Below are 20,868 nucleotides of genomic sequence, written 5' to 3'. Positions count from 1 at the left end.
GATGGTGCCGATCACGTCGGAGCAAAAGGTCTGGCCGCTGATGGTGCCGATCACGTCGGAGCAAAAGGTCTGGCCGCTGATGGTGCCGATCATGTTGGAGCAAAAGGTCTGGCCGCCAATGGTTCGGATCGTGTCGGGGCAAAAGGTCTGGCAGCCGATGGTTCGGATCGTGTGGGTGGAAATCAAGTTGCTTTCAATGAAACTAGAATTCGGATCGGTGGTATTGGCTCCGATGCGGTGGCTTCATTTAGGTAGTTTGTCCATCTGTAGGAGTGGCTTACTGATTCACCTATGGATATTTATCTCTAAATTAAGCGTCCGCCCAGCACACCTTGCGTGTAAGCGGACGCCCTCTTATGCAGTAGCAGTTCTGTAATTCACCCGCTGCGGCAGGCGCGTGAGAACGTAGCGAGTGTCCACCATCGCCCTAAGCGTTTGTATCAGAAAGGCGTGTTGGGCGGACGCTTACGTCGCACAGATGAGTGGAAGAAGCTGTACTCAAACAGAACTCACTTGGTCAGCCAGGACTCGACTTTGGCCGAGCCGTATTTCGCTTTCCATTCTTTCAAAATTTTGTGGTTGCCGCCTTTGGTCTCGACGACTTCGCCAGATTCTGGATTTTTGTAGACCTTCACCTGGCGTGGCTTTCTCGAACCGGATTTTACCTCGGCAGCTGGTGCGCGACGACCAGCCTTAGGGTCAAGCAAGTTGATCACGTTCGGCAGGCTGTAGCTGTACTCGGCAAGCAGAGCACGCAGCTTGGTTTCAAATTCCATTTCTTTCTTGAGGCCTGCGTCGCCTTTCAGGGCTTCGAGCGCTTGGAGTTGCTCGGCGAGGTGCTTTTCGAGCTGGCGGAATTCTGCGAGTTTGGACATGGAAGACCTCTATGTAATTAGTATCCTAACGATACACCAAAAACAGCATTTTAATTTTGACTCAGCATCCTACTTCATTTTTTTTGAACAAATTCACTTCCGCGAATAATGTCCCAGCAGAACTAAAACTCTAAATCGATCCAACGAATGCCAGTAACGATTCCCCAATTACCTTGGTCATTAGGGCGACGCCAACGCGCTGACGGTTGTGCTTTCAGAAAAGCTAAAGCCTCATCGAAATCAGAGATTTTTCGCTCGTCTCCTTTGGCTCCAACTGTGAACCCTCCCCTGAGCCCGAGCGCAGGGGAGAACACAGATCCATCTTTTGCCTGTGGAACCTTCAAAGACGAGCGAATTACTTTTCCGAAATTTCTGCCTCTAGCGAATCTGAACATTCCAAAGCATCGCTCGACTCTTCACTGGCCACCGGATAGCTGGAAAAACCTAAGATATCCGCATAGCGTTTTCTCAGTAACATATCTCGCGCTTTGAGAAAATCGAGTAAACGGTCTACCTGATACAGCTCTTTATCATCCGGAATTGAATGCTCATGCGTAAACGTCAGACTGCGACCACTTAGCCAAACTTCAAACTGCTGATCTGATTTCTCGATGTTGTCTAGGTATGGCAAAAGCTGGAGATTGCTCAGACGGTCTTTGCCTTTGAGGTAAGCCTCTACGCCCCACTCCGATACACCGTGGCTCAACAGTTTTGCCTTAGTGAGACTGGCTTGAGGAAATATATGATCCACGTGGTACTGAGCACTTCCCCAACGTTTGTCCGGATATAGCAGGGACAGCGCGAAGAAGGTAGTCCTATCTTGATAGGTCAATGACAGTAGGTCGTCCAGGCTTCGCGGATCCGTGAAATCAATATGACTCTGCCGACGAAGGCCAAGCAGAAGAGCCCTCTCTGGAAACTCGCTAGATGTCGCGAGGCTTTCTTGAATTATTTTTCGGGACTGGCTGATGGTGCCATCAGATGAACCGCCGAAGGTACTCGCGAGCAAAGCTTTGACCAACCAGCGATGCATCGCTTGTATGGCTTCCAAGTGATTGGCTTCGGTGGAGTTAAACCTTACAGACGTTTTGAAAAAATAGTATGCGATTGGCAATAACGCGTTCGAACTGGTCAGCGTCTCACGATCTATCCCGAAATCGTTCGCAAGGCGAACCGTCATCTCTAGCGCGGACTTGATACCTTCCCAATTGTGACGGATGAGATCGAGGTTTTTCTTTGTAAAATTGGATACTTTGTAGGCATTAGGCAAATCTGAAAGAACCAGACAAGCTTTCATCACCCAGTCCTTGTCGAAACTGTTGTTTCGCGCCAAACCACTGTTCAGATAGTCGACGTAGCTGTAGATCTCCTCCCTGGCATTCAGGTCACCCCATGTGGTGGTAATGGTGGAAAGCAAAAGATCAGACTTGCTCAGTTTCGTACCACCCTCGTTAGCACGTACAAAAATGTCTAATACTCGTTCGAGTGAACGGCTGGTCTCGGTAAAATAGGCAACTGACTCGTCTACCCAAACCGCGTGATACAGTTTTTTAAGATTGCGCTCGACAATACGACAGTCAGTTCGGGAAACGTCCTTTGACTCAAGCAAGTCCAGGAGCTTCTCCACGTAGCCGTCAAACCCATCCTTGTCGTCAAATTGCATGATATTTCTGACAGAGAACCAGTGAGTTCCCGCCTGCTCTACAGGTGCTTCCTCAAAGAAAGACAGTCCATAACTGATATCAGATTCAGATTCCTCATCGCTCGCATCTACCATCAGATCGAGATAAAGGCTCTGGCGTACCCAAGAGTCGGGGTTTTGCCAACGCTTCCCTTTGAGTTTGACCTTGTAGCTGCCACGTAAGCCGATCAGCAAAGAAGTCAGCCGTTGCTGGCCATCGAGTACGAGGGTTAAATGCTGGTCAGTGACGTCCGCTGTTTCGTTGTGGAAATCACCAAACTTAAAATCTTCAACGAATTTGTATATGTCGAGGCTCCCAGCCTGAGCAGGCTCGACTTCCCAGAAAAGGAAAGAACTGATCGGGTAACCTTTGAGCAAACTGTCGAACAGACGGACGATCTGTTCCGGAGTCCAAACGTATGGTCGCTGTATCGCTGGGAGATAGTAGTCTCGATTGAGATGGCGAATAACGCCAGCGATGGAGCTCGATTTGTAAGCCATTTTTCTCATCCTTGGAGCAGCGCGACGGGCCAATTTCAGCAATGGGTTACAGGCCGACGCCGACGTTATCTCAGGTGCTTAAAGGTCGCAATAAATGGTTAGATTTAAGCGTCCGCGCCACCCTCCCCTACACTAGCTAATTCGTATCAAAAGACTGATCTACTTCAGCGACATTCGCTGGCCTTCCGAACGTAAGCAAACAGGAAATTCGCAATGAGCCTCCTCTTTCGAGGCCCCTACATTGACTATCTTCGAAGCCGCCCACCGCTTCTCTCAGCGGAATATTTCGGACACGGCTCATCCACCACGTTGTTCTGCAGCGAGGGGCGTCTTTACAGGCTCACGAGACAAGGGTGCGGACACAACTTCGTATCTCGTCAATCAGCCTCAGGCAACCCGCATGTGCCACGAGTCATAAAGGATTTTGGCCCCGTCGCGCCTTCGGACGAGGACAAAGAAGACTTCTACTGGCTAGCGCAGGTTGAGAGGCTGCAAGATCTCGATCCGGCTAATGCAGTGACCCAAAAACTCATCACTCTTCTTGTTGAACTGACAGATGACGAACCCCAGATTTATGGGGAAGAACTACAACAGTTTGGGTTTCGCTGCCTCCAGCGTAGTAATGAAGAGCCTGAGCTCCGTGGTTTGCTGACGACACTTGCAACCATGGCAGCCTTTGCCTCGGAGCATGGAGCTGAGGCGGACATCAAACTCGACAACATCATGCTGCGCCCAGGGACGAACGAACTGGTTTTGGCAGACCCAGTTTGTGATACGTACTTTGAGATTGATGGTGCGCAGCGGGAAAGGATGGATCAGATACGGGCATACGTACTTGATGAGATATCTTCTCGGACATAACTCTAACCTAACAGACGTACATCTCGAGATTTCGTTGAGCGTCTCAGAGGTTCGCGGTGAAGCCGATTGCCTCTTGGTGTGCGCCACCTAAGCTGCCCGTAATTACTTGCAGTACACCGTCCAAAGCTGATCAACACGCGTCGTAAAGCTCTGGCTCATCATCTCCCTGCGCATCCCCCAATCAGGATTGGTCGGCACGCTCGCCAAGCGTAGTGTTCCCCTACCCCATCGCTCATTGATGGAATCCAGCACGCTCATGACTTTCTCGATCGCGACCGGCTGTGAGATCGAAAACAAGTCATCGGTAAACTCGCCTTTCTGGCAAAGATTGAGCAGGAGCACCTCAGCCTTGCTGTACTTGAACCCTGGCCAGAAGACTCGATCCACCGCATCTACCGCAGCCTTTGTCATCAAGCGAACGTCGTCCGTTGGATAGGGTAATTCGACCAAGATTCCATTAGCGTATTTGGCTTCCTCCGGATTGAACATGCTGGTGCGGATGGACACGCGAATTTTTTTGCACAGTGAATGCTGGGCTCGGAGTTTTTCTGTGGCCCGCATCATGTAGGTCGCCACGGCCTCTTTGATCGGTGCAATCTCGGTGAGGCGCTTACCGAACATCCGGCTGCAGCAAATCTCCTGCTTCGGTGGATCAGGTTCATCGAGTTCCAGGCATGGCGTGCCGGCAAGCTCGCGCGCCGTTTTTTCGATCACCACACTGAATTTTTTGCGAAGCATCCAGGGATCGGTTTTTGAGAGATCCCAAGCGGACTTGATGCCCATGCCCTCTAGGTGCAAAGTCATCTTCCGCCCTACTCCCCAGACGTCTGACACCGAGCATTTTTTTAGTACCCAGTCGCGCTTGGTTTGGTCACGAAGATCTACCACGCCTCCACTCTGCGCTTGCCATTTTTTGGCTGCGTGATTGGCGAGCTTACTCAACGTTTTCGTGCCTGCAATACCGACGCCGACAGGGATACCCGTGCTTCGATACACCTTCGCCCGGATCCGTCGTCCTAAAGCTTCGAGATCACCTGGAACGCCAGCTAGATCCGCGAAGGCCTCATCAATGTAAAGGAAAGATTTCAAGCTATGGACATGGTTCCGCACCTTGCGACCCGGTGGTTCAAGCACGGCCTACAGCTGTCCATGGCAACAAGACATTTTCTGTCAATCTTGCCCAGTTATGTCCATAGCTGCTAGCCCCAATGCAACAGGACGGTCGGACATATAAGACGCTCAGGTTACTCAATTAGCGCGTTTGGTATTGAGTTCTGCCCTGTATCGCATTGCTTTGGCTTCGATGCCTTCAACCGTCCAACCGAACTTTAACCATAGGGGTTCAAGGATGGCTGTTAATGCAACATCAGTTTCGTGGAATAGATTGATGTCTTCATTCAGACTGGTCACGATTTCGTTGAAGCCACCAGAGTAAAGTGAATTGACACCAGATTCGTAGACATCTTCGAGCGGTTGATCGTGGCCGATTTCTGCCGTTCGTGATGGGCAGCAATCGGCCAATAGTAGTTCACAAGCGGCAGCTCCCGGCCCCAAGCTTTGGAATAACAGGCAGGGTTTGAAGTCTGCTCTGCTACATAAAGCAATCAGCTTTGTAGGCCCTTCGCAGTACTTGGTGACCGGAGTAAGCCACAACCCGCCAGTCGGAAATTTTGACTAAACCATAGGCAAATGTCCGATTTTCCGTCCATTTGGCCAAAAAAACGCACTTTCTACTATGCTCAATTGGTTGAAGTAAACGTCGCTTACGACACAGCCAGGGCCGACTGCATCGCGAGCACAATGCGGAGGCAGAAATGGCATCGATATCCAGAAGACTCTTCCTGAAAGTAGGAGGTGGGGTTGCGGCAAGCGTGGCGATAGGTTTGCCCGAACTCACGCAAGCCGCGACACCAAAGCCAACGGCGGAGGGTCGAGTCAATCTTCCCTACCAAATGCAGGCGCTCTCCAAAGCTCAGAAATTGCAGGTCAACACACCAGTCCTATTTTCCTATCCCGACGCGGCCTCACCTTGCGCATTGATCAAGATGGGCACGCCCGTTCCAGGCGGTGTCGGCCCAGATCGAGACATTGTGGCCTACAGCACGCTATGCACGCATATGGGCTGTCCGGTTGCCTATGACCCTGGGCAAAAGGTGTTCAAATGTCCCTGCCATTTCAGCATTTTCGACCCTGAGAATATTGGCCAAATGGTTTCCGGCCAAGCCACTGAGAATCTGCCGATCATAGTTCTTGAGTACAACCCCAATGACGATTCGGTCCGTGCTGTAGCCGTCGAAGGGTTGATCTACGGACGTCAGTCCAACCTCCTTTGATAAGGAGATTCAAATTGGCAACGAACAAAGATCGTGTGGCACTGCCTCCGACAGATGCCCAAAAGACCAACCTGACATGCCACTTCTGCATCGTGGGTTGTGGCTATCACGTGTACAAGTGGCCGGAAAATCGAGAGGGGGGACGGGCACCCGAAGAGAACGCACTGGGGCTCGACTTCCGCAAACAGTTGCCTCCGTTGGCTATCATCATGACGCCGGCAATGCAGAACACGATCACCGACAAGGACGGCAAGCGCTACAACATCATGATCGTGCCGGACAAACAGTGCGAAGTTAATAAAGGGCTTTCGTCCACACGAGGCGGACAACTGGCCAAGGTCATGTACAGCCCCGATGGGGTAGGCAGGGAGCGTTTACGCAGCCCACGTGTTTATGTAGCTGACCAGTGGGTGGACACCAGCTGGGATGATGCGCTGGCGCTTTACGCCGGGGTGACCAAGAAGATTCTGGACAATGACGGGCCTGCCTCGCTCGCCTTTGACTGCTTCGATCACGGAGGCGCCGGAGGCGGATTCGAGAATACCTGGGGCACCGGCAAACTGATGTTCACCGCCCTGCAAACCCCATTGGTGCGAATCCACAACCGCCCTGCCTATAACTCCGAGTGCCACGCCACACGCGAGATGGGCATTAGCGAACTCAACAACAGCTACGAAGACGCCGAATTGGCCGACGTCATTGTTGCTATCGGCTGCAATTCATACGAAACCCAGACCAACTACTTCTTGGCGCATTGGCTTCCCAACTTGCAGGGGCAGACAGTCGACAAGCGTAAACAGCGTTTTCCTGGGGAAACCGTTGCTCCAGCCAAGGTGATTTTTGTAGACCCTCGCAGGACGCCGACCATCGCTATAGCGGAGCAAGCAGCAGGTAAAGACAACGTGCTGCACTTGGATATCGAACCGGGAACGGATATCGCTCTGTTCAATGGTCTGCTGACTTACGTGGTCGACCAAAAATGGCATGACCAGGAATTTATCGCGGCCCATACCAAAGCGTTTGAGCAGGCACTTCAAGCCAATCGAATGTCGCTTGAGGAAACCAGTCGCGTTACCGGGGTATCGGTGGACAAGCTCAAGCAAGCAGCCGAATGGGCTTACAAACCCAAAACCTCTGGCCACCGTCCCCACACCATGCACGCCTACGAAAAAGGAATCATCTGGGGCAATGACAACTACCTCATCCAGTCTGCATTGGTCGACTTGGTGCTGGCCACTCACAACGTCGGACGACGAGGTACGGGGGTGGTGCGGATGGGTGGGCACCAAGAGGGGTACACACGCCCCCCTTATCCAGGCAATACCAAGATCTATGTGGATCAGGAGATCATCAACGGCAAAGGCATGATGTACACGGCATGGGGGGCCAATCCCTTCCAGACCACACTCAATGCTGAGCAACATCGTGCGGTCATTCTAAAACGCGCGAACATTGTCAGGGAGGCCATGGCCAATGTTCGCGGCGGTACAACTGCGCAGATGGTGGACGCAATCTACGACGCGGTGAAAAACAAAGGCGGTCTCTTTTTCGCCAACATCAACCTCTACCCTACCAAACTGGCAGAAGCCGCCCATGTGATGCTGCCGGCGACCCATCCAGGCGAAATGAATCTCACCTCAATGAATGGCGAGCGCCGGATGCGCCTTTCACAAAAATTCATGGATCCCCCTGGTTCGGCGAAAGCCGATTGCCTCATCGCAGCGGCTATCGCTAACACCCTTCGGCAGATGTATACGGACGAAGGGAAACAGGACATGGCGGCGCGTTTTGCAGGGTTCGACTGGAAAAGCGAGGAGGACGCCTTCAACGACGGCTTCCGTATGGCTGGCCAACCCGGTGCTGGCCCAATCGACAGTCAGGGAGGCACCACGGGCAATCTCGTCACTTACGAGCGGCTGAAAGCCATGGGCAACAATGGCGTCCAGTTACCCACTAAAGAATACCGAGAAGGCAAGCTGATCGGCACCGAGATGCTCTACACCGATTACAAATTTGACACTCCGGACGGCAAGGCTGAGTTCAAGCCAGCGACATGGCCCGGATTGCCAAAACCGGTGGCAGAACAGAAGGAGAAACACCAGTTCTGGGTCAACAACGGGCGCATCAACGAAGTGTGGCAAACGCTCTACCACGATCAATACAACGACTTCGTGCAACGGCGTGTGCCGATGGCCTATCTGGAAATTAACCCCGACGATGCCCAAGTCTTGGCTATTACATCTGGGGACGTGGTCGAGGTGTTTAACGACTACGGTTCATCCTACGCGCTGGCCTACCTGGAGCCGGATATCAAGCGTAACCAGACGTTTATGCAGTTCGGCCATTTCAACGGTGTGATGGGCGATCTGACCACGCCATGGACAGATCGAAACGTAATCCCATATTACAAAGGGACGTGGGCGAGCATTCGCCGCATTGGGAAAGTGGAGGAATTCAAAGAGAAGATCAGCTTCAAGACGCGCAGGTTTACTACGTAAGAAAGTCGTCTAGTACTAGCGTGACGCTTTTCACGAGTGCGTTAATCCAAGCCCCCCGCCTATGTAAGCCATATCGCGGGGGGCTTCGTTGTGAATGCCAGATTTCCAAGCTCTACCCAGGGATTGCACACCCCGTAGGAGACTCCCCTCTCGATATGAGCTGGATCAGTTGGAGTCAAAATTGAATCGCTATACTGGACCGTCTTGCATCGATCTAAGGTTCGTCCAATGACTGATTCGCTCAGCGCTCAACTAGACGTAGTCATTATCGGCGGGGGTCAATCAGCCTTGGCTGTAGCGTATTTCCTGCGCCGCACACCTCTTTCGTTCGTAATCCTCGACTCAGAGGAAGAACCCGGTGGTGCCTGGCGACATGGCTGGAACTCGCTGCGTCTATTCTCGCCCGCCACCTGGAGTTCGATACCTGGCTGGATGATGCCCCCTACGCAAGATGGCTATCCTTCACGAAATCATGTGATCGAATACCTCAACCAATACGAACAGCGCTACCATTTCCCGGTCGAGCGCCCAGTTCGGGTCACTTCTGTTGAGCGAACGGAATCTGGCCTGCGTGTACGTTCTGAAGACAAGCATTGGGATGCCAAGGTTGTTGTCAGCGCTACAGGCACCTGGAGCAATCCCTACGTACCTCACTACCCCAATGCAGAGCTATTCAAAGGTCAGCAGCTGCACTCCGCGAACTATGTCGAAGCGCAGCCGTTCGTGGGCAAGAAGGTGTTGGTGGCGGGTGGAGGCAACTCAGGGGCACAAATTCTTGCCGAAGTTTCAAAGGTCGCTGAGACCACGTGGGTAACCCCAGTAGAACCGATGTTCTTGCCTGACGATGTGGATGGGAGGGTATTGTTCGAGCGTGCAACTGAGCGCTGGAAAGCCCAGCTGGAGGGGCGCGTCATTGAGCAGCCGGTTGGTGGGCTGGGCGATATCGTCATGGTTCCGCCCGTTGCCGAAGCCCGAGAGCGCAATGTTCTCAAGTCTGTACGACCTTTCGAAAGTTTTACTCCTAATGGGGTTGTTTGGGTCGATGGTTCCGAGTCTGCGGTGGACGCGGTGATTTGGTGCACCGGATTTCGGCCAGCCCTTCAGCATCTGGATTCACTGGGGGTGGTCAACACCGAGGGCCGCGTTGAGGTCGAAGGCACCCACTCGATCAAAGAGCCAGGGCTGTGGCTGGTCGGTTACGGCGAGTGGACAGGTTCAGCGTCCGCCACACTGATCGGTGTAACACGAACAGCACGGAGCACAGTCAATGAGATCGTAACTTTTCTCTCTGATCAGTCCACCTGAAGTGGCCGGCAGCCGACCTTGAAATACACCGCTGATTGTTGAGGAGAACCTTGCCTGACATCTTCCGCAGAAGCGTAAAGCTCGACACTGGCCATGCACTCGTTTATGCGCTGAAGGAGGATGTCCTTCAGCCGTCCTTGGCTGCTGGCTGGACAGTCGCTACCCTCTTTTACCACCAGGGATGCTCGCTTTTCGTCGCGGCTAATCAGGCTGCCAAACTCCGCCGTACAATCACCCCATTGCAGCTTGTCGGCGGAAAGCCGAAATGACGGTAGCGCCAAAGCATCCCTCTGGTTATTGCGCCACTCACCTATAAACCATGTCCCCTCAATCGTCTTGTCCATACCGGACGGATGCTTGGCGGGTGTCTCACCTTGATCACAAGCGGTCAATGCCAACGCTGTAATCACCACAAAGGACAATGTGGGGATGCTGATTGATTTACTCATGGCGTGCCTCCGACATGTGCTGATTCAGGCTCTGCCAATTCCTCCACACGCACGTAGCGCGAAGAGGTTCACTCCGTCCTGTCTGACGGATTCATATCGCCTCGGCATGCCTAGGTAAGGCGATAGAAATCAGTGCTGCGAGCAGCACAAAGGCGCTCGATATCCACAAGCATGCTTCCAGCCCATACACCTGATAAACCCAGCCGGACAGCACCGTGCCGATCAGCCGTCCCATGGCGTTGGACATGTAATAAAAACCCACATCCAGCGACACGCCATCTTCCTTGGCGTAGGACACGATCAGGTAGCTGTGCAGCGACGAATTCACCGCGAACAACGCGCCAAAGACCATTAATCCACCCAACAGCACCGCCTGTTGCGACAGCCCGGTGTTCAGCCCGAGAGCGATTGCCGCAGGCAGCCCCGCCAGTGCAATGGCCCACAGAAATGCCGCACGACCATCCGGTACGTGCCCACGTTTCTTGCCAGTGATGTTGGGCGCAAACGACTGCACGATGCCGTAACCAATCACCCAGGCCGCTAGAAAGCCGCCAACCTTCCAGAAGTCCCAACCGAAGACACTGCTCAGGTACACCGGCAAGGCCACCACAAACCAGACATCGCGGGCGCCGAACAGGAACATCCGTGCCGCCGAGAGGATATTGATCGCCCGGCTCTTGGACAGGATGTCGCGAAACTTGGGCTTGGCTTTCGCTTTGCCCAGGTCCTTCTTCAACAGGATCAAGCTGCTGACCCAGATCAGCGCCAGGACAGCCGCCATGGCCAGCAAGGCGCCTTTAAAGCCGATCAATGCCAGCAAGGCTCCGCCAAGAAAGAAGCCGACGCCCTTGAGTGCATTCTTCGAGCCGGTGAGGATCGCCACCCACTGGTACAGCTTGCCCTGCTGCCCATCCGGGACCAGGAGTTTGATAGAGCTTTTCGCGCTCATCTTGTTCAGGTCTTTGGCAATCCCCGACAGCGCCTGAGCGCCCATCACCCACGGGATGGTTAGCCAGGCTACCGGAACTGTCAGCATCAACAGCGCCGCGACCTGGAGGCCCAGCCCGATGTTCATGGTTCGGTTCAGGCCCAACCGGGCGCCGAGGTACCCACCCACCAGGTTAGTGATCACGCCAAAGAGTTCGTAGAATAGAAACAACGCCGCGATTTGCAGTGGGCTGTAGCCCAACGCGTGAAAATGCAGCACCACCAACATGCGCAGGGCGCCGTCGGTGAGGGTGAAGGCCCAGTAGTTGCCCGTCACGAGCAGGTACTGCCGCACTTCCGGCGCGAGGGCTGACAACGCTTTCATGACCGCTCCTCAGACTGCCAGACCGACCATTTTGGCCAGCTCGACGGTGCGGTTGGCATAACCCCATTCATTGTCGTACCAGGCATAGAGTTTGACTTGAGTGCCGTTGATGACCATGGTCGACAGTGAATCGATAATCGATGAGCGCGGGTCAGTACGGTAGTCGATGGACACCAATGGACGCTCTTCGAAGCCGAGAATGTCTTTCAGCTCATTCTCGGAAGCGTCCTTGAGGAACTGATTGACCTCCTCGACGGTGGTGGCCCGCTCGACTTCGAAGACACAGTCGGTCAGCGAAGCGTTGGCCAGCGGGACGCGTACGGCGTGACCATTCAGGCGCCCACGCAGCTCCGGGAAAATTTCGGCGATGGCAGTCGCCGAGCCGGTGCTGGTTGGGATCAAGCTCATGCCGGAAGCACGCGCACGGCGTAGATCCTTGTGCGGCTGATCGAGAATGCTTTGGGTGTTGGTCAGGTCATGGATGGTGGTGATTGAGCCGTGGCGAATGCCCAGCTTTTCGTGGATGACTTTCACCACCGGCGCCAGACAGTTGGTGGTGCACGAAGCAGCGGTGACGATGCGATGTTCCGCCGCATTGAACAGCTGATGATTGACGCCCATGACGACGTTCAGCGCGCCTTTTTCCTTCACCGGAGCGCAGACCACCACACGCTTCACGCCTTGGTCGAGGTAAGCCTGCAACACCGCCACGGTTTTCATCTTGCCGCTGGCTTCGATCACCAGATCGCAACCCGACCAGTCGGTGTCCGCAATCGCTTTGTTCGCGGTGACCTTGATGCGCTTGCCGCCAATCACCACCTGATCGCCTTCTGCGCTGGCTTCGTTGTGCCAACGACCATGCACAGAGTCGAAATTGATCAGGTGCGCATGGGTTACTGCATCGCCTGCCGGATCGTTGATCTGCACGAACTCAAACTCCGGCCAGTTCCAGGCGGCTCGCAGAGCGAGGCGACCGATCCGACCAAAACCATTGATACCAACTTTGATAGTCATGTTGTTGTGCTCTGTATCTGTTGTCAGTGGGAGTTCGACTGGGCGTCAAACTGGCCGATGTATTCAATGTGGGCAGGATGCTGAATGGCACGCGGACGCAACGACTGAACATCGCGGATGGCATCGCTGAATGGCACACCGCTTTCGATCAACAGCTGAGCGGCGACCAAACCGGTACGGCCTGAGCCGCCCTTGCAATGGATCGCGATGGTTTTCCCTTCGATCAGCAGCTGCTGGAGACGCGGATGGTGCTGCTCCCATGCGGCTTTGAATGCTTCGCCAGGCGCTTGATCATCTTCTACGGGCAGGTGAAACCACTCGATGCCGAGCATTTGGCACTCTTCGGGCAGCAGGTCGATCTCGTTCTGAAGCAACTCTTCTGTCGGCATCAGCGTCAGCAACGCCGATGCACCTGCATCCTTCAGTGTTTGCAACGCCTCGAAAGGTCGGGTGCCCTTCGTGCCTGGACACGGGGTGAAGATCAATTGGCCATTGAACTGTGTCAGAGGCAGTACGGAATAAGGGTGTTGTTGCACGGTGAAAAATCCTCAGATAGAGCGCTGATTGACACGTTTCATGAGTTCTTCCGCCGACTCTTTGCGCTCGGAATAACGATCAACCAGATAGTCCTGACGGTCGCGAAGCAGCAGCGTGAATTTCACCAACTCTTCCATCACATCAACGACGCGGTCGTAGAACGGAGAAGGTTTCATCCGGCCGTTATCGTCAAACTCCATATAGGCCTTTGGCACGGAGGATTGGTTGGGGATGGTGAACATGCGCATCCAACGTCCCAGCACTCGCAGCTGATTGACCACGTTGAACGACTGCGAGCCACCACACACCTGCATGACGGCAAGGGTTTTGCCCTGGGTCGGGCGTACCGCGCCCATGGCCAGTGGCACCCAGTCGATCTGAGCTTTGAAGACCGCGCTCATGGAACCGTGACGTTCTGGAGAACACCAGACCTGCCCCTCGGACCACAGCATCAGCTCGCGCAATTCCTTCACTCGAGGATGATCGTCGGGGGCGTCATCTGGCAGCGGCAAACCGGACGGATTGAAAATCCGCGCCTCGGCGCCGAAGTGCTCCAGCAGCCGAGCGGCTTCTTCTACCAACAGGCGGCTGAAGGAACGCTCACGGGTTGATCCGTACAGCAGCAAAATGCGCGGCTTATGGATAGAGGTCTTTTCAATACCGAGTTTGTCTGCCGATGGGAGGTCAACCAGTCCGGTATCGAGCTGGGGGATAGGGTCATCAAACATAGTCTTTGTCCTGCGCAACGGCGCTCTTGGATTCATCGAACCAGCGGCGTTTCAACCAGAGGGCAGCACCGACCAGAGAAATCAGTACCGGCACTTCCACCAGCGGACCAATCACCGTGGCGAAAGCGACCGGGGAAGCCAGGCCGAAGGTGGCAATGGCCACGGCAATCGCCAGTTCGAAGTTGTTGCTCGCGGCGGTAAAGGCCAGCGCCGTGGTGCGTGGATAGTCAGCTTTGAGCAATTTGCCCATCCAGAAACTGATGAAGAACATCACCACGAAATAAATGGTCAGGGGGATCGCGATACGCAACACATCCAGCGGCAATTGCAGCACCACGTCACCCTTGAGGCTGAACATGGCCACGATGGTCAACAGCAGCGCCACCAGCGTCAGCGGGCTGATCTTTGGAATGAAGCGCTCCTGGAACCAGACTTCACCTTTACGGGCGATAAGGATTTTGCGAGTCAGGAAGCCCGCTAGGAACGGCACACCCAGGTAGATCAGGACCGACTCGGCAATGCTGACAAAGCTGGTCTCGATCACACTGCTTTCCAGCCCGAACAGCGGCGGCAACAGCCCAAGGAAGACCCAGGCATACAGACTGAAAAACAGGATCTGGAAGATGCTGTTGAACGCCACCAGCCCGGCGACGTACTGATTGTTGCCACCCGCAATCTGATTCCAGACCAGCACCATCGCGATGCAGCGAGCCAAGCCGATCAGGATCAGACCCGTCATGTATTCCGGCTGGTCCCGCAAGAAGATGATCGCCAGTGCGAACATCAACACCGGGCCGATGACCCAGTTCTGGACCAAAGACAAAACGAGGATGCGTTTGTCCTTGAAGACCTCCGGTAGTTCCTCATAGCGAACCTTGGCCAGAGGCGGATACATCATCACGATTAAACCGATAGCGATAGGGATGTTGGTTGTGCCCACAGAAAGACTGTTGAGCCACTGTGGCCAGCCTTCGAACAGGCTTCCCAAACCGATGCCCAAGGCCATGGCGAGAAAAATCCACAGCGTCAGGTAACGGTCCAGAAATGAAAGGCGGCTTTTAATCATGATCATTGCTCCTGTGGTTACAGCGTGCCAATCAGGGCCAGCTCTGCCTTGAGCTGTTCGGCACTCAGTTGGGAAAGCGGTAAAGCCAGGAAGGCTTGGATACGGGTTTTGATCTGCTCCAAGGTGGCTTCAAAAGCCGCCTCGATCTCTTCTTGCGTCCCTTGGTATTCCGAAGGGTCGGCCAGCCCCCAGTGCGCCTTGGTAGCTGGCCCGAAAAATACCGGACAGGCCTCACCGGCAGCCTTGTCACATACCGTGATGACGAAATCAGGAGCCAGGTTCACATGGACATCGCTGGACTTACTGGACAGCCCGAACGTCGAAATACCAGCATTCCCCAATGTTTTGAGGCTCAGCGGGTGCACTTCACCTTTGGGCTGACTGCCCGCGCTGTAGGCTTTCATGCCTTCCGGTGCCAAGTGATTGAAGATCGCTTCACAGAGGATGCTGCGGCAGCTATTAGCAGTGCAGAGAAACAGGATTTTCATCGAGCGGTCTCGTAGTCGAAGGCGGAATCAGGCGATTTTGCTTTCACAGCACACGGCTGCCCGTTCAGGACGGTCACCCATTTCATCAAGGCGTTTGGCATCAGGGCTTAACCAGTGCTTGTTGCTTTCGAGCGTAGTGGTCAGCACTTGATGAACCCAATTAGGGAGATTCGGGTGCAGTCGGTAATAAACCCATTGGCCTTGCCGACGGTCCGACAGCAAACCGCAAGTGCGCAACTGCGCCAGGTGCCTGGAGATTTTTGGCTGACTCTCGTTCAACGCGCAGGTCAGCTCGCAAACACATAGCTCTCCTTCACGGGTGATGAGCAGCATCGTGCGGACACGGGTGTCGTCAGCCAGGCATTTGAATACAGTGGTCGGTGTCAGATGGTCAGCCATATCGATTCTCAGCGTTTGCTTTTCACCAAGACGAACATCTTGATGCGCTCATGAATTTCGTGAAGGGTGTGACGGAATGCATCGGGTTTAGTGCTGGTGGCCGGATCTTCAAAATTCCAGGCCAATGCCTCGCCGGCTCCAGGTAGCGACTGGCATTCCGCTGCGGCTTTATCGCACAAGGTGATGACGTAATCGAAACGCTCACCTCGGAATTCTTCGATCGACTTACTACGCAATCCTTCGGTATTCACCCCAAGGTGGGAAAGTGCGTCAAAGGTGCGCGGATCGACCTGAGTTGGGACAGTGCCGGCGCTGAACGCCTCGAAATGCTCCGAATCGGTATGCCTCAGCAGCGCTTGGGCCAACTGTGAGCGGGCAGCGTTGGCGGTACAAACGAACAGAACACGGGCTTTGCTGGTCATTGTGAAGTCTCAGCTCATATACGGTTTATCGAATATATGATTTTACGCATTCGAGGTAAAGCCCCTGCATCGGAAAAATTCGAAAAGGACCAGCTCCTGCCGAGCAAAATCCCCTAAAAGCCCTTGCTTATAGGACGTATGGGATACTCACGCAGCAGAGCGCTTCAGAAACATTTGGAAAAGTGTATATGTGAAAATTGTAATAAGTTTGTCATCCATTCGAGGATAGCCTCTGCTCCGATCCAACCAACCAGGAGCCTGGAAGATGAAAAAACTGACGATCACCGCCGCCTTGCTGACTAGCCTGTTTGCGAGCGTTAGCTTCGCGAGCCAGTACGACAAGCCCGGATTCTTTACCAAAGTAGAAGACGGCCGCCTTTGGGTCTTTCGTGAAGGTTCTGAACAACTGAAAGACTTCAAGGCACACGGCGAACCTGCCAAGCAATACACGGAAATCGGCACCGGCCCAGACGGGATGACCGTTAAGTCGGGTGACGAGAAGGCGCTCAAGGACTATCTGAGCACGCTTAAAAAGTAAAACAGTGAGATTTGATCCGCCCCTATCGCAGGGGCGGATATCGGTTGTTGGTACTAGCCTTTGCAACAACCTGGCGAGGTACGAGGTGCAACCTCAGGGATTGCGCCGCCAGCACCGCAACAAGACGCCTGACTGGTCGAAGCCTTAAAACGGTCATCGACTTCATCGAAATCCGAGTTGCATATGCCAGTCTCCGGGAGAACCAGTTCAACCCTTTTGGCCGCATCCCAATCGCCCGCCAATGCCGCGACAACAGACCGTACCTGCTCATACCCCGTCATCAACAAGAACGTAGGCGCCCGGCCATAGCTCTTCATCCCCACAATGAACAACCCCTCCTCAGGATGGGCCAGCTCTACCGCGCCATGGGGCCTGACCGTACCGCAGCTGTGCTCGTTGGGATCAATCATAGGAGCTAGCAACACTGCGCTTTGGGTCGCGGGATCAAGCGCGATACGTAGCTCGCTGAGCAAGCTCAGGTCTGGGCGGAATCCAGTCGCCACAATGAGTTCGTCCACAGGTGGAAGTATCTGCTCTCCCGCCTTCACGACCAACCCTTGGCCGTTGTCTGCAACCTGATCGATAGCGATGTTTTTGAACAGCTCAATCGCGCCGTCATTCAGCATCTGACGAATCTTGATTCCGAGCTTTCCGCGCTCTTGCAATTGGTCATTCGCTCCACCACCTAGAATGCGCTCAAGAGAATTACCCCGGATCGCCCAGAGCACTTTGGTTTGCGGTGCTTCCTGAATCAGACGCACCAGATCCTGGAGGGCGTTAAACGCGGAGTGACCACCACCCACCACCAGCACTCTTTTGTTGGCATAGCGATTCCGCGCACCACCCAGCACCTCCGGAATGCCGTACGCAATGTGCGCTGCATGCTCGATCTCGCCCAAGGCTGGAATGCCATGGGCGCCCATCCAGTTTGGTGTCAGGTAAGTGCCCGAGGCATCAATGACAGCACTGGCAAGCACATCCTGTTCACCCGCTGGCCCTGCGACACGCAGTAAAAAAGGAGCTGCCGATCTGCCCTGGGTCTTCATCACATCCTGACCGACGCGAGTGGCCGCCAGAACACGGGTATTGAGCTGCAAGTGACGCTTGATCTGTTCCAGATCCGCGAGAGGTCGAACAAACCGATCCAGCAGTTCACGACCCGTTGGATACTCGCTCTCCGGCGGTGGAGTCCAACCATCGGCCAGCAGAAGTTTGGCTGCCTCCTTGTCCACATTGAACTGCCACGGAGAGAACATCTTCACGTGCCCCCACTCTTCAATATTGGACCCAGCTTTCGGACCAGCGTCCAGAATCAGCGGAGTGAGACCACGGGCCAGCAGGTGGGCGGCTGCCGCCAGGCCTACTGGACCGGCACCGATTATGGCGACAGGAAGATGAGTGTTTTCCATGATCGATTCCTTCTTCAGACGGGCTGATTGACCGTAAACAGGCGCTCGACGATCGCGCAGTCGAGCCAGCGTCCTTCAAGGCAGGCGTGTTTTTCATACACCCCCACTTGGCGGAAACCGCAGGCTTCGCACAATGCGAGGCTGGCGTGATTGAACGTAAAAATGCGTGAAAGGACCTTCCAGAATCCGCGAGCCTCAGCTTCTTTCAGCAGTGATTGAAGTAACTGTTTGCCGAGTCCCTGGCCGCGAACGCTGCGGTCCAGGTAAATGGAAAAATCCGCGATGCCGTCGTAACAGGCACGGGCGCGATAGCTACTGAGTCCAGCCCAACCGACAACCTGATCTGCCTCGTCGACCATAACCAACACTGGATAGCGTTCCATTGCGTTGATGCGACCAAGCATGTCTGCCGGGCTTCGAGGAGTCGTCTCAAACGTAGAGCTGCGTTCCTCGATCCCCTGGTTATAAATGGCCGCTATTGAAATGGTGTCTTTGGGTTCAGCTAAACGAACTCGCATTGTTGGCATTCCATTACGTTGGTAGTAACAACATTATTGGCAAAAAAAGGGAAACTCTTCCCTTTCATTCCTTGCTCTTCACGGCTGGGCAGCACTCACTCACGAGCCCGCAGCGAATCTCCGTGGCCCGCGTAATCTGCCTCAGCAAACTCAGCGCTCCCTGCCTAGCTTCAACTGATAGGTTCTCAATCATCGCTCGCTCCTCTGCAATCAGATCAGCTCTGATCTTCGCGTATAGCTCACGTCCAGCATCCGTTGCCTGAATTCGCACCGCACGCCGATCTTCATCATCCTCAACGCGGGACACATACCCTTTGCGCTCAAGGGTATCGATCACTCGACTCGCCGTGCTCTTGTCCAAGAACATTTCTTCCGCCAAGACCTGTAGGCGCAATGCGCCCCTTTTGACCAGCGTTTCGACGGCATAACACTGGGTTACAGACACGTCGTAACAGCAGATCCGATCTCGATCACGGAACTGATGGACGCGAACCAGCTGGTTCAACGCCTCATACAGATCCTCGGAATCCTGAGTCAACTGATCGTTTTTACCGTTCGTCATAACCGTCACAAATTAGTTGTTAGCTGCAACAGTAGTCCTGATTTCCCGAAATCGTCAACACCGATCTTCGGTTGACTATGGCCAAAGAAAGGCGCTAGCTTGTTGTTACTGACAACAAAAAATGAGCATGCCGGTCGTGACACTTCCAGAGCAGATTCATCCCCCGATCAATCGCTCCAGGCTCGTATGGGCGATGGGTTTTACTCAGATTCTTGCTTGGGGTTCGACTTATTACTTGCCCGCAGTGCTTGCGACTCCGATAGCCAAAGAGACGGGGTGGTCCATCACCAGTGTGGTGGGTGGCTTATCCTGGGGGCTACTGGTCGCGGGAGCTTCCTCGCCGGCAGTTGGTCGTCAGATTGATCGCCATGGCGGACGCTCTGCCCTAGCCGCCAGTTCATTGCTGCTGGCTCTTGGCATGCTACTGATGGGGCTGGCGGGTAACGTTGCCACTTACTACGTCGCCTGGACTCTGATTGGCGTTGCCATGGCGGCGGGTTTGTACGACGCAGCCTTCTCAACCCTAGGACGTCTTCTCGGCGAGGGGGCTCGAACGTCAATTACCGGACTGACCCTGTTAGGCGGGTTCGCCAGCACCATAGGCTGGCCGGTGATAGCGGGACTGGAGAGTTGGATCGGCTGGAGAAACGCCTGCTTTACCATCGCCGCAGCTCATCTGCTAATCGGATTGCCCATTCATGCGCTGTTGATACCTGGAAGCACAAAACAACCGCCCCATCCCGTAATAGTAGAATCACCCACGGCATCCGAGCTTCGCCCTAGGGCCACCAACCAGCTGTTCTTGCTGATTGCCGCCATGCTGACGGTTCTGGCGTTGGTCGTATCAGGTATCTCAGTCCACCTGCTCAATGTCCTCAAGCAATTGGGAATCGCGACTGCCGTGGCCTTGGCCATCGGCATGGTGATTGGTCCTTCGCAAGTCCTGGCACGGGTGGCTGAGTTTTCCATCGGCAGGAACCTCCATCCAACTTGGTCCGCACGAGCCGGCGTGTTGCTGTGTTTGATCGGGCTTGGACTGCTGATCTCAGGCCTGCCTTGGCTGGCCTTCGTAGCGATTGCACTTTACGGAGCCGGTAACGGCATCCTCACCATCGCTCGCGGTACTCTTCCATTGGCGCTGTTCGGGTCACAAGGATATGGCGCACGAATGGGACTGCTCGCGAGGCCCGTCCTTGTCGCCCAAGCCTGCGGCCCCATCGCCGCCGCTTATGTTTTGGACAGCTTCGGAGCATCGGTACTGCTTAGCGTGATGTGTGGGTTACTGTTGCTGTGCTTCATCGCCACTTGGCGCTTGCCAAATACGCAAAAAGGCAAGTAAGTACGATGTTCCGGTAGACGTAGTGTTGATCAG

At 54.4% G+C, this 20,868-nt stretch carries 22 protein-coding genes and 1 pseudogene; 7 read left to right on the top strand and 16 right to left on the bottom strand.

What is annotated here, in order from left to right; all coding sequences use genetic code 11:
• Window positions 1-255, top strand: a pseudogene (locus QMX98_RS13875) (phage infection protein); the annotation flags it as partial.
• Window positions 256-509: 254 nt separating this feature from the next.
• On the opposite strand, the gene QMX98_RS13870 reads toward QMX98_RS13875, so the two are convergent.
• Entirely contained in the window at window positions 510-875 is a 366-nt protein-coding gene (locus tag QMX98_RS13870; RefSeq protein ID WP_282410919.1) for a histone-like nucleoid-structuring protein, MvaT/MvaU family, read from the bottom strand.
• A 355-nt stretch (window positions 876-1,230) separates the two neighbouring features.
• On the bottom strand, window positions 1,231-3,057 hold the full coding sequence (locus QMX98_RS13865; RefSeq protein ID WP_282410918.1) for a DUF262 domain-containing protein: 1,827 nt from the start codon (window positions 3,055-3,057) through the stop codon (window positions 1,231-1,233).
• A 213-nt stretch (window positions 3,058-3,270) separates the two neighbouring features.
• Between QMX98_RS13865 and QMX98_RS13860 the strand changes: the two genes are divergently transcribed.
• Complete coding sequence (locus tag QMX98_RS13860; RefSeq protein ID WP_282410917.1) at window positions 3,271-3,918, top strand: hypothetical protein; 648 nt, start codon at window positions 3,271-3,273, stop codon at window positions 3,916-3,918.
• Window positions 3,919-4,020: 102 nt separating this feature from the next.
• On the opposite strand, the gene QMX98_RS13855 is transcribed toward QMX98_RS13860, so the two are convergent.
• Complete coding sequence (locus tag QMX98_RS13855; RefSeq protein WP_282410920.1) at window positions 4,021-5,028, bottom strand: DUF4113 domain-containing protein; 1,008 nt, start codon at window positions 5,026-5,028, stop codon at window positions 4,021-4,023.
• A gap of 138 nt (window positions 5,029-5,166) precedes the next feature.
• Window positions 5,167-5,571, bottom strand: coding sequence for a hypothetical protein (locus tag QMX98_RS13850; protein WP_146013525.1), 405 nt, complete (start codon window positions 5,569-5,571; stop codon window positions 5,167-5,169).
• A gap of 161 nt (window positions 5,572-5,732) precedes the next feature.
• Here QMX98_RS13850 and QMX98_RS13845 point away from each other — a divergent pair, with 161 nt between their 5' ends.
• The 3 genes from QMX98_RS13845 to QMX98_RS13835 all read left to right on the top strand — a co-directional run bounded on the left by QMX98_RS13845 (window position 5,733) and on the right by QMX98_RS13835 (window position 10,054).
• Window positions 5,733-6,251, top strand: coding sequence for an arsenate reductase (azurin) small subunit (locus tag QMX98_RS13845; RefSeq protein WP_102599784.1), 519 nt, complete (start codon window positions 5,733-5,735; stop codon window positions 6,249-6,251).
• Between the two features lie 14 nt (window positions 6,252-6,265).
• Entirely contained in the window at window positions 6,266-8,749 is a 2,484-nt protein-coding gene (locus QMX98_RS13840) for an arsenate reductase (azurin) large subunit (RefSeq protein WP_102599783.1), read from the top strand.
• A gap of 228 nt (window positions 8,750-8,977) precedes the next feature.
• Window positions 8,978-10,054, top strand: a complete 1,077-nt coding sequence (locus QMX98_RS13835; protein ID WP_282410916.1) for an ArsO family NAD(P)H-dependent flavin-containing monooxygenase — start codon at window positions 8,978-8,980, stop codon at window positions 10,052-10,054.
• On the opposite strand, the gene QMX98_RS13830 is transcribed toward QMX98_RS13835, so the two are convergent.
• The 9 genes from QMX98_RS13830 to QMX98_RS13790 form a co-directional block, all read right to left on the bottom strand.
• Window positions 10,042-10,503, bottom strand: coding sequence for a hypothetical protein (locus QMX98_RS13830; RefSeq protein WP_282410915.1), 462 nt, complete (start codon window positions 10,501-10,503; stop codon window positions 10,042-10,044). The genes QMX98_RS13835 and QMX98_RS13830 overlap by 13 nt on opposite strands.
• 91 nt (window positions 10,504-10,594) lie before the next feature.
• Window positions 10,595-11,815 carry an organoarsenical effux MFS transporter ArsJ gene (gene arsJ / locus QMX98_RS13825; RefSeq protein ID WP_282410914.1) on the bottom strand — a complete coding sequence of 407 codons (1,221 nt, stop codon included), beginning with the start codon at window positions 11,813-11,815 and terminating at the stop codon, window positions 10,595-10,597.
• Window positions 11,816-11,824: 9 nt separating this feature from the next.
• Window positions 11,825-12,829 (bottom strand): ArsJ-associated glyceraldehyde-3-phosphate dehydrogenase, encoded by a 1,005-nt coding sequence (locus tag QMX98_RS13820; RefSeq protein ID WP_282410913.1) that lies wholly within the window; start codon window positions 12,827-12,829, stop codon window positions 11,825-11,827.
• Window positions 12,830-12,852: 23 nt separating this feature from the next.
• Window positions 12,853-13,365 (bottom strand): tyrosine-protein phosphatase, encoded by a 513-nt coding sequence (locus tag QMX98_RS13815; RefSeq protein WP_282410912.1) that lies wholly within the window; start codon window positions 13,363-13,365, stop codon window positions 12,853-12,855.
• 12 nt (window positions 13,366-13,377) lie between these two features.
• On the bottom strand, window positions 13,378-14,094 hold the full coding sequence (arsH, locus tag QMX98_RS13810) for an arsenical resistance protein ArsH (RefSeq protein ID WP_282410911.1): 717 nt from the start codon (window positions 14,092-14,094) through the stop codon (window positions 13,378-13,380).
• Window positions 14,087-15,160, bottom strand: coding sequence for an ACR3 family arsenite efflux transporter (gene arsB, locus QMX98_RS13805; protein WP_130905413.1), 1,074 nt, complete (start codon window positions 15,158-15,160; stop codon window positions 14,087-14,089). Before arsB ends, arsH begins: the two co-directional genes overlap by 8 nt.
• 17 nt (window positions 15,161-15,177) lie before the next feature.
• Complete coding sequence (locus tag QMX98_RS13800) at window positions 15,178-15,648, bottom strand: arsenate reductase ArsC (RefSeq protein WP_130905412.1); 471 nt, start codon at window positions 15,646-15,648, stop codon at window positions 15,178-15,180.
• A 27-nt stretch (window positions 15,649-15,675) separates the two neighbouring features.
• On the bottom strand, window positions 15,676-16,047 hold the full coding sequence (locus QMX98_RS13795; protein WP_102599775.1) for a metalloregulator ArsR/SmtB family transcription factor: 372 nt from the start codon (window positions 16,045-16,047) through the stop codon (window positions 15,676-15,678).
• A gap of 8 nt (window positions 16,048-16,055) precedes the next feature.
• Window positions 16,056-16,469 carry an arsenate reductase ArsC gene (locus tag QMX98_RS13790; protein ID WP_102599774.1) on the bottom strand — a complete coding sequence of 138 codons (414 nt, stop codon included), beginning with the start codon at window positions 16,467-16,469 and terminating at the stop codon, window positions 16,056-16,058.
• A gap of 265 nt (window positions 16,470-16,734) precedes the next feature.
• Between QMX98_RS13790 and QMX98_RS13785 the strand changes: the two genes are divergently transcribed.
• On the top strand, window positions 16,735-17,007 hold the full coding sequence (locus QMX98_RS13785; RefSeq protein ID WP_130905411.1) for a hypothetical protein: 273 nt from the start codon (window positions 16,735-16,737) through the stop codon (window positions 17,005-17,007).
• Between the two features lie 53 nt (window positions 17,008-17,060).
• On the opposite strand, the gene QMX98_RS13780 is transcribed toward QMX98_RS13785, so the two are convergent.
• From QMX98_RS13780 to QMX98_RS13770, 3 genes are all read right to left on the bottom strand, one after another.
• On the bottom strand, window positions 17,061-18,416 hold the full coding sequence (locus QMX98_RS13780; RefSeq protein WP_282410910.1) for an NAD(P)-binding domain-containing protein: 1,356 nt from the start codon (window positions 18,414-18,416) through the stop codon (window positions 17,061-17,063).
• A gap of 14 nt (window positions 18,417-18,430) precedes the next feature.
• Window positions 18,431-18,934: an arsinothricin resistance N-acetyltransferase ArsN1 family A gene (locus QMX98_RS13775; RefSeq protein ID WP_282410909.1), complete on the bottom strand. Its 504-nt coding sequence runs from the start codon at window positions 18,932-18,934 to the stop codon at window positions 18,431-18,433.
• Between the two features lie 64 nt (window positions 18,935-18,998).
• The gene (locus QMX98_RS13770) at window positions 18,999-19,496 is read right to left on the bottom strand and encodes a MarR family transcriptional regulator (protein WP_130905408.1); all 498 of its coding nucleotides are present in this window, start codon (window positions 19,494-19,496) and stop codon (window positions 18,999-19,001) included.
• Between the two features lie 121 nt (window positions 19,497-19,617).
• Here QMX98_RS13770 and QMX98_RS13765 point away from each other — a divergent pair, with 121 nt between their 5' ends.
• The gene (locus tag QMX98_RS13765) at window positions 19,618-20,835 is read left to right on the top strand and encodes an MFS transporter (protein ID WP_241668536.1); all 1,218 of its coding nucleotides are present in this window, start codon (window positions 19,618-19,620) and stop codon (window positions 20,833-20,835) included.
• The last annotated feature ends 33 nt before the right edge of the window (window positions 20,836-20,868 follow it).

This window comes from Pseudomonas sp. PS02303 (genome assembly GCF_029959925.1).
In the GTDB taxonomy this organism is placed as follows: Bacteria; Pseudomonadota; Gammaproteobacteria; order Pseudomonadales; family Pseudomonadaceae; genus Aquipseudomonas; species Aquipseudomonas mandelii.
The sequence above is the reverse complement of the archived record's forward strand: the minus strand, read 5'-3'. Positions and strand labels throughout refer to the sequence as shown.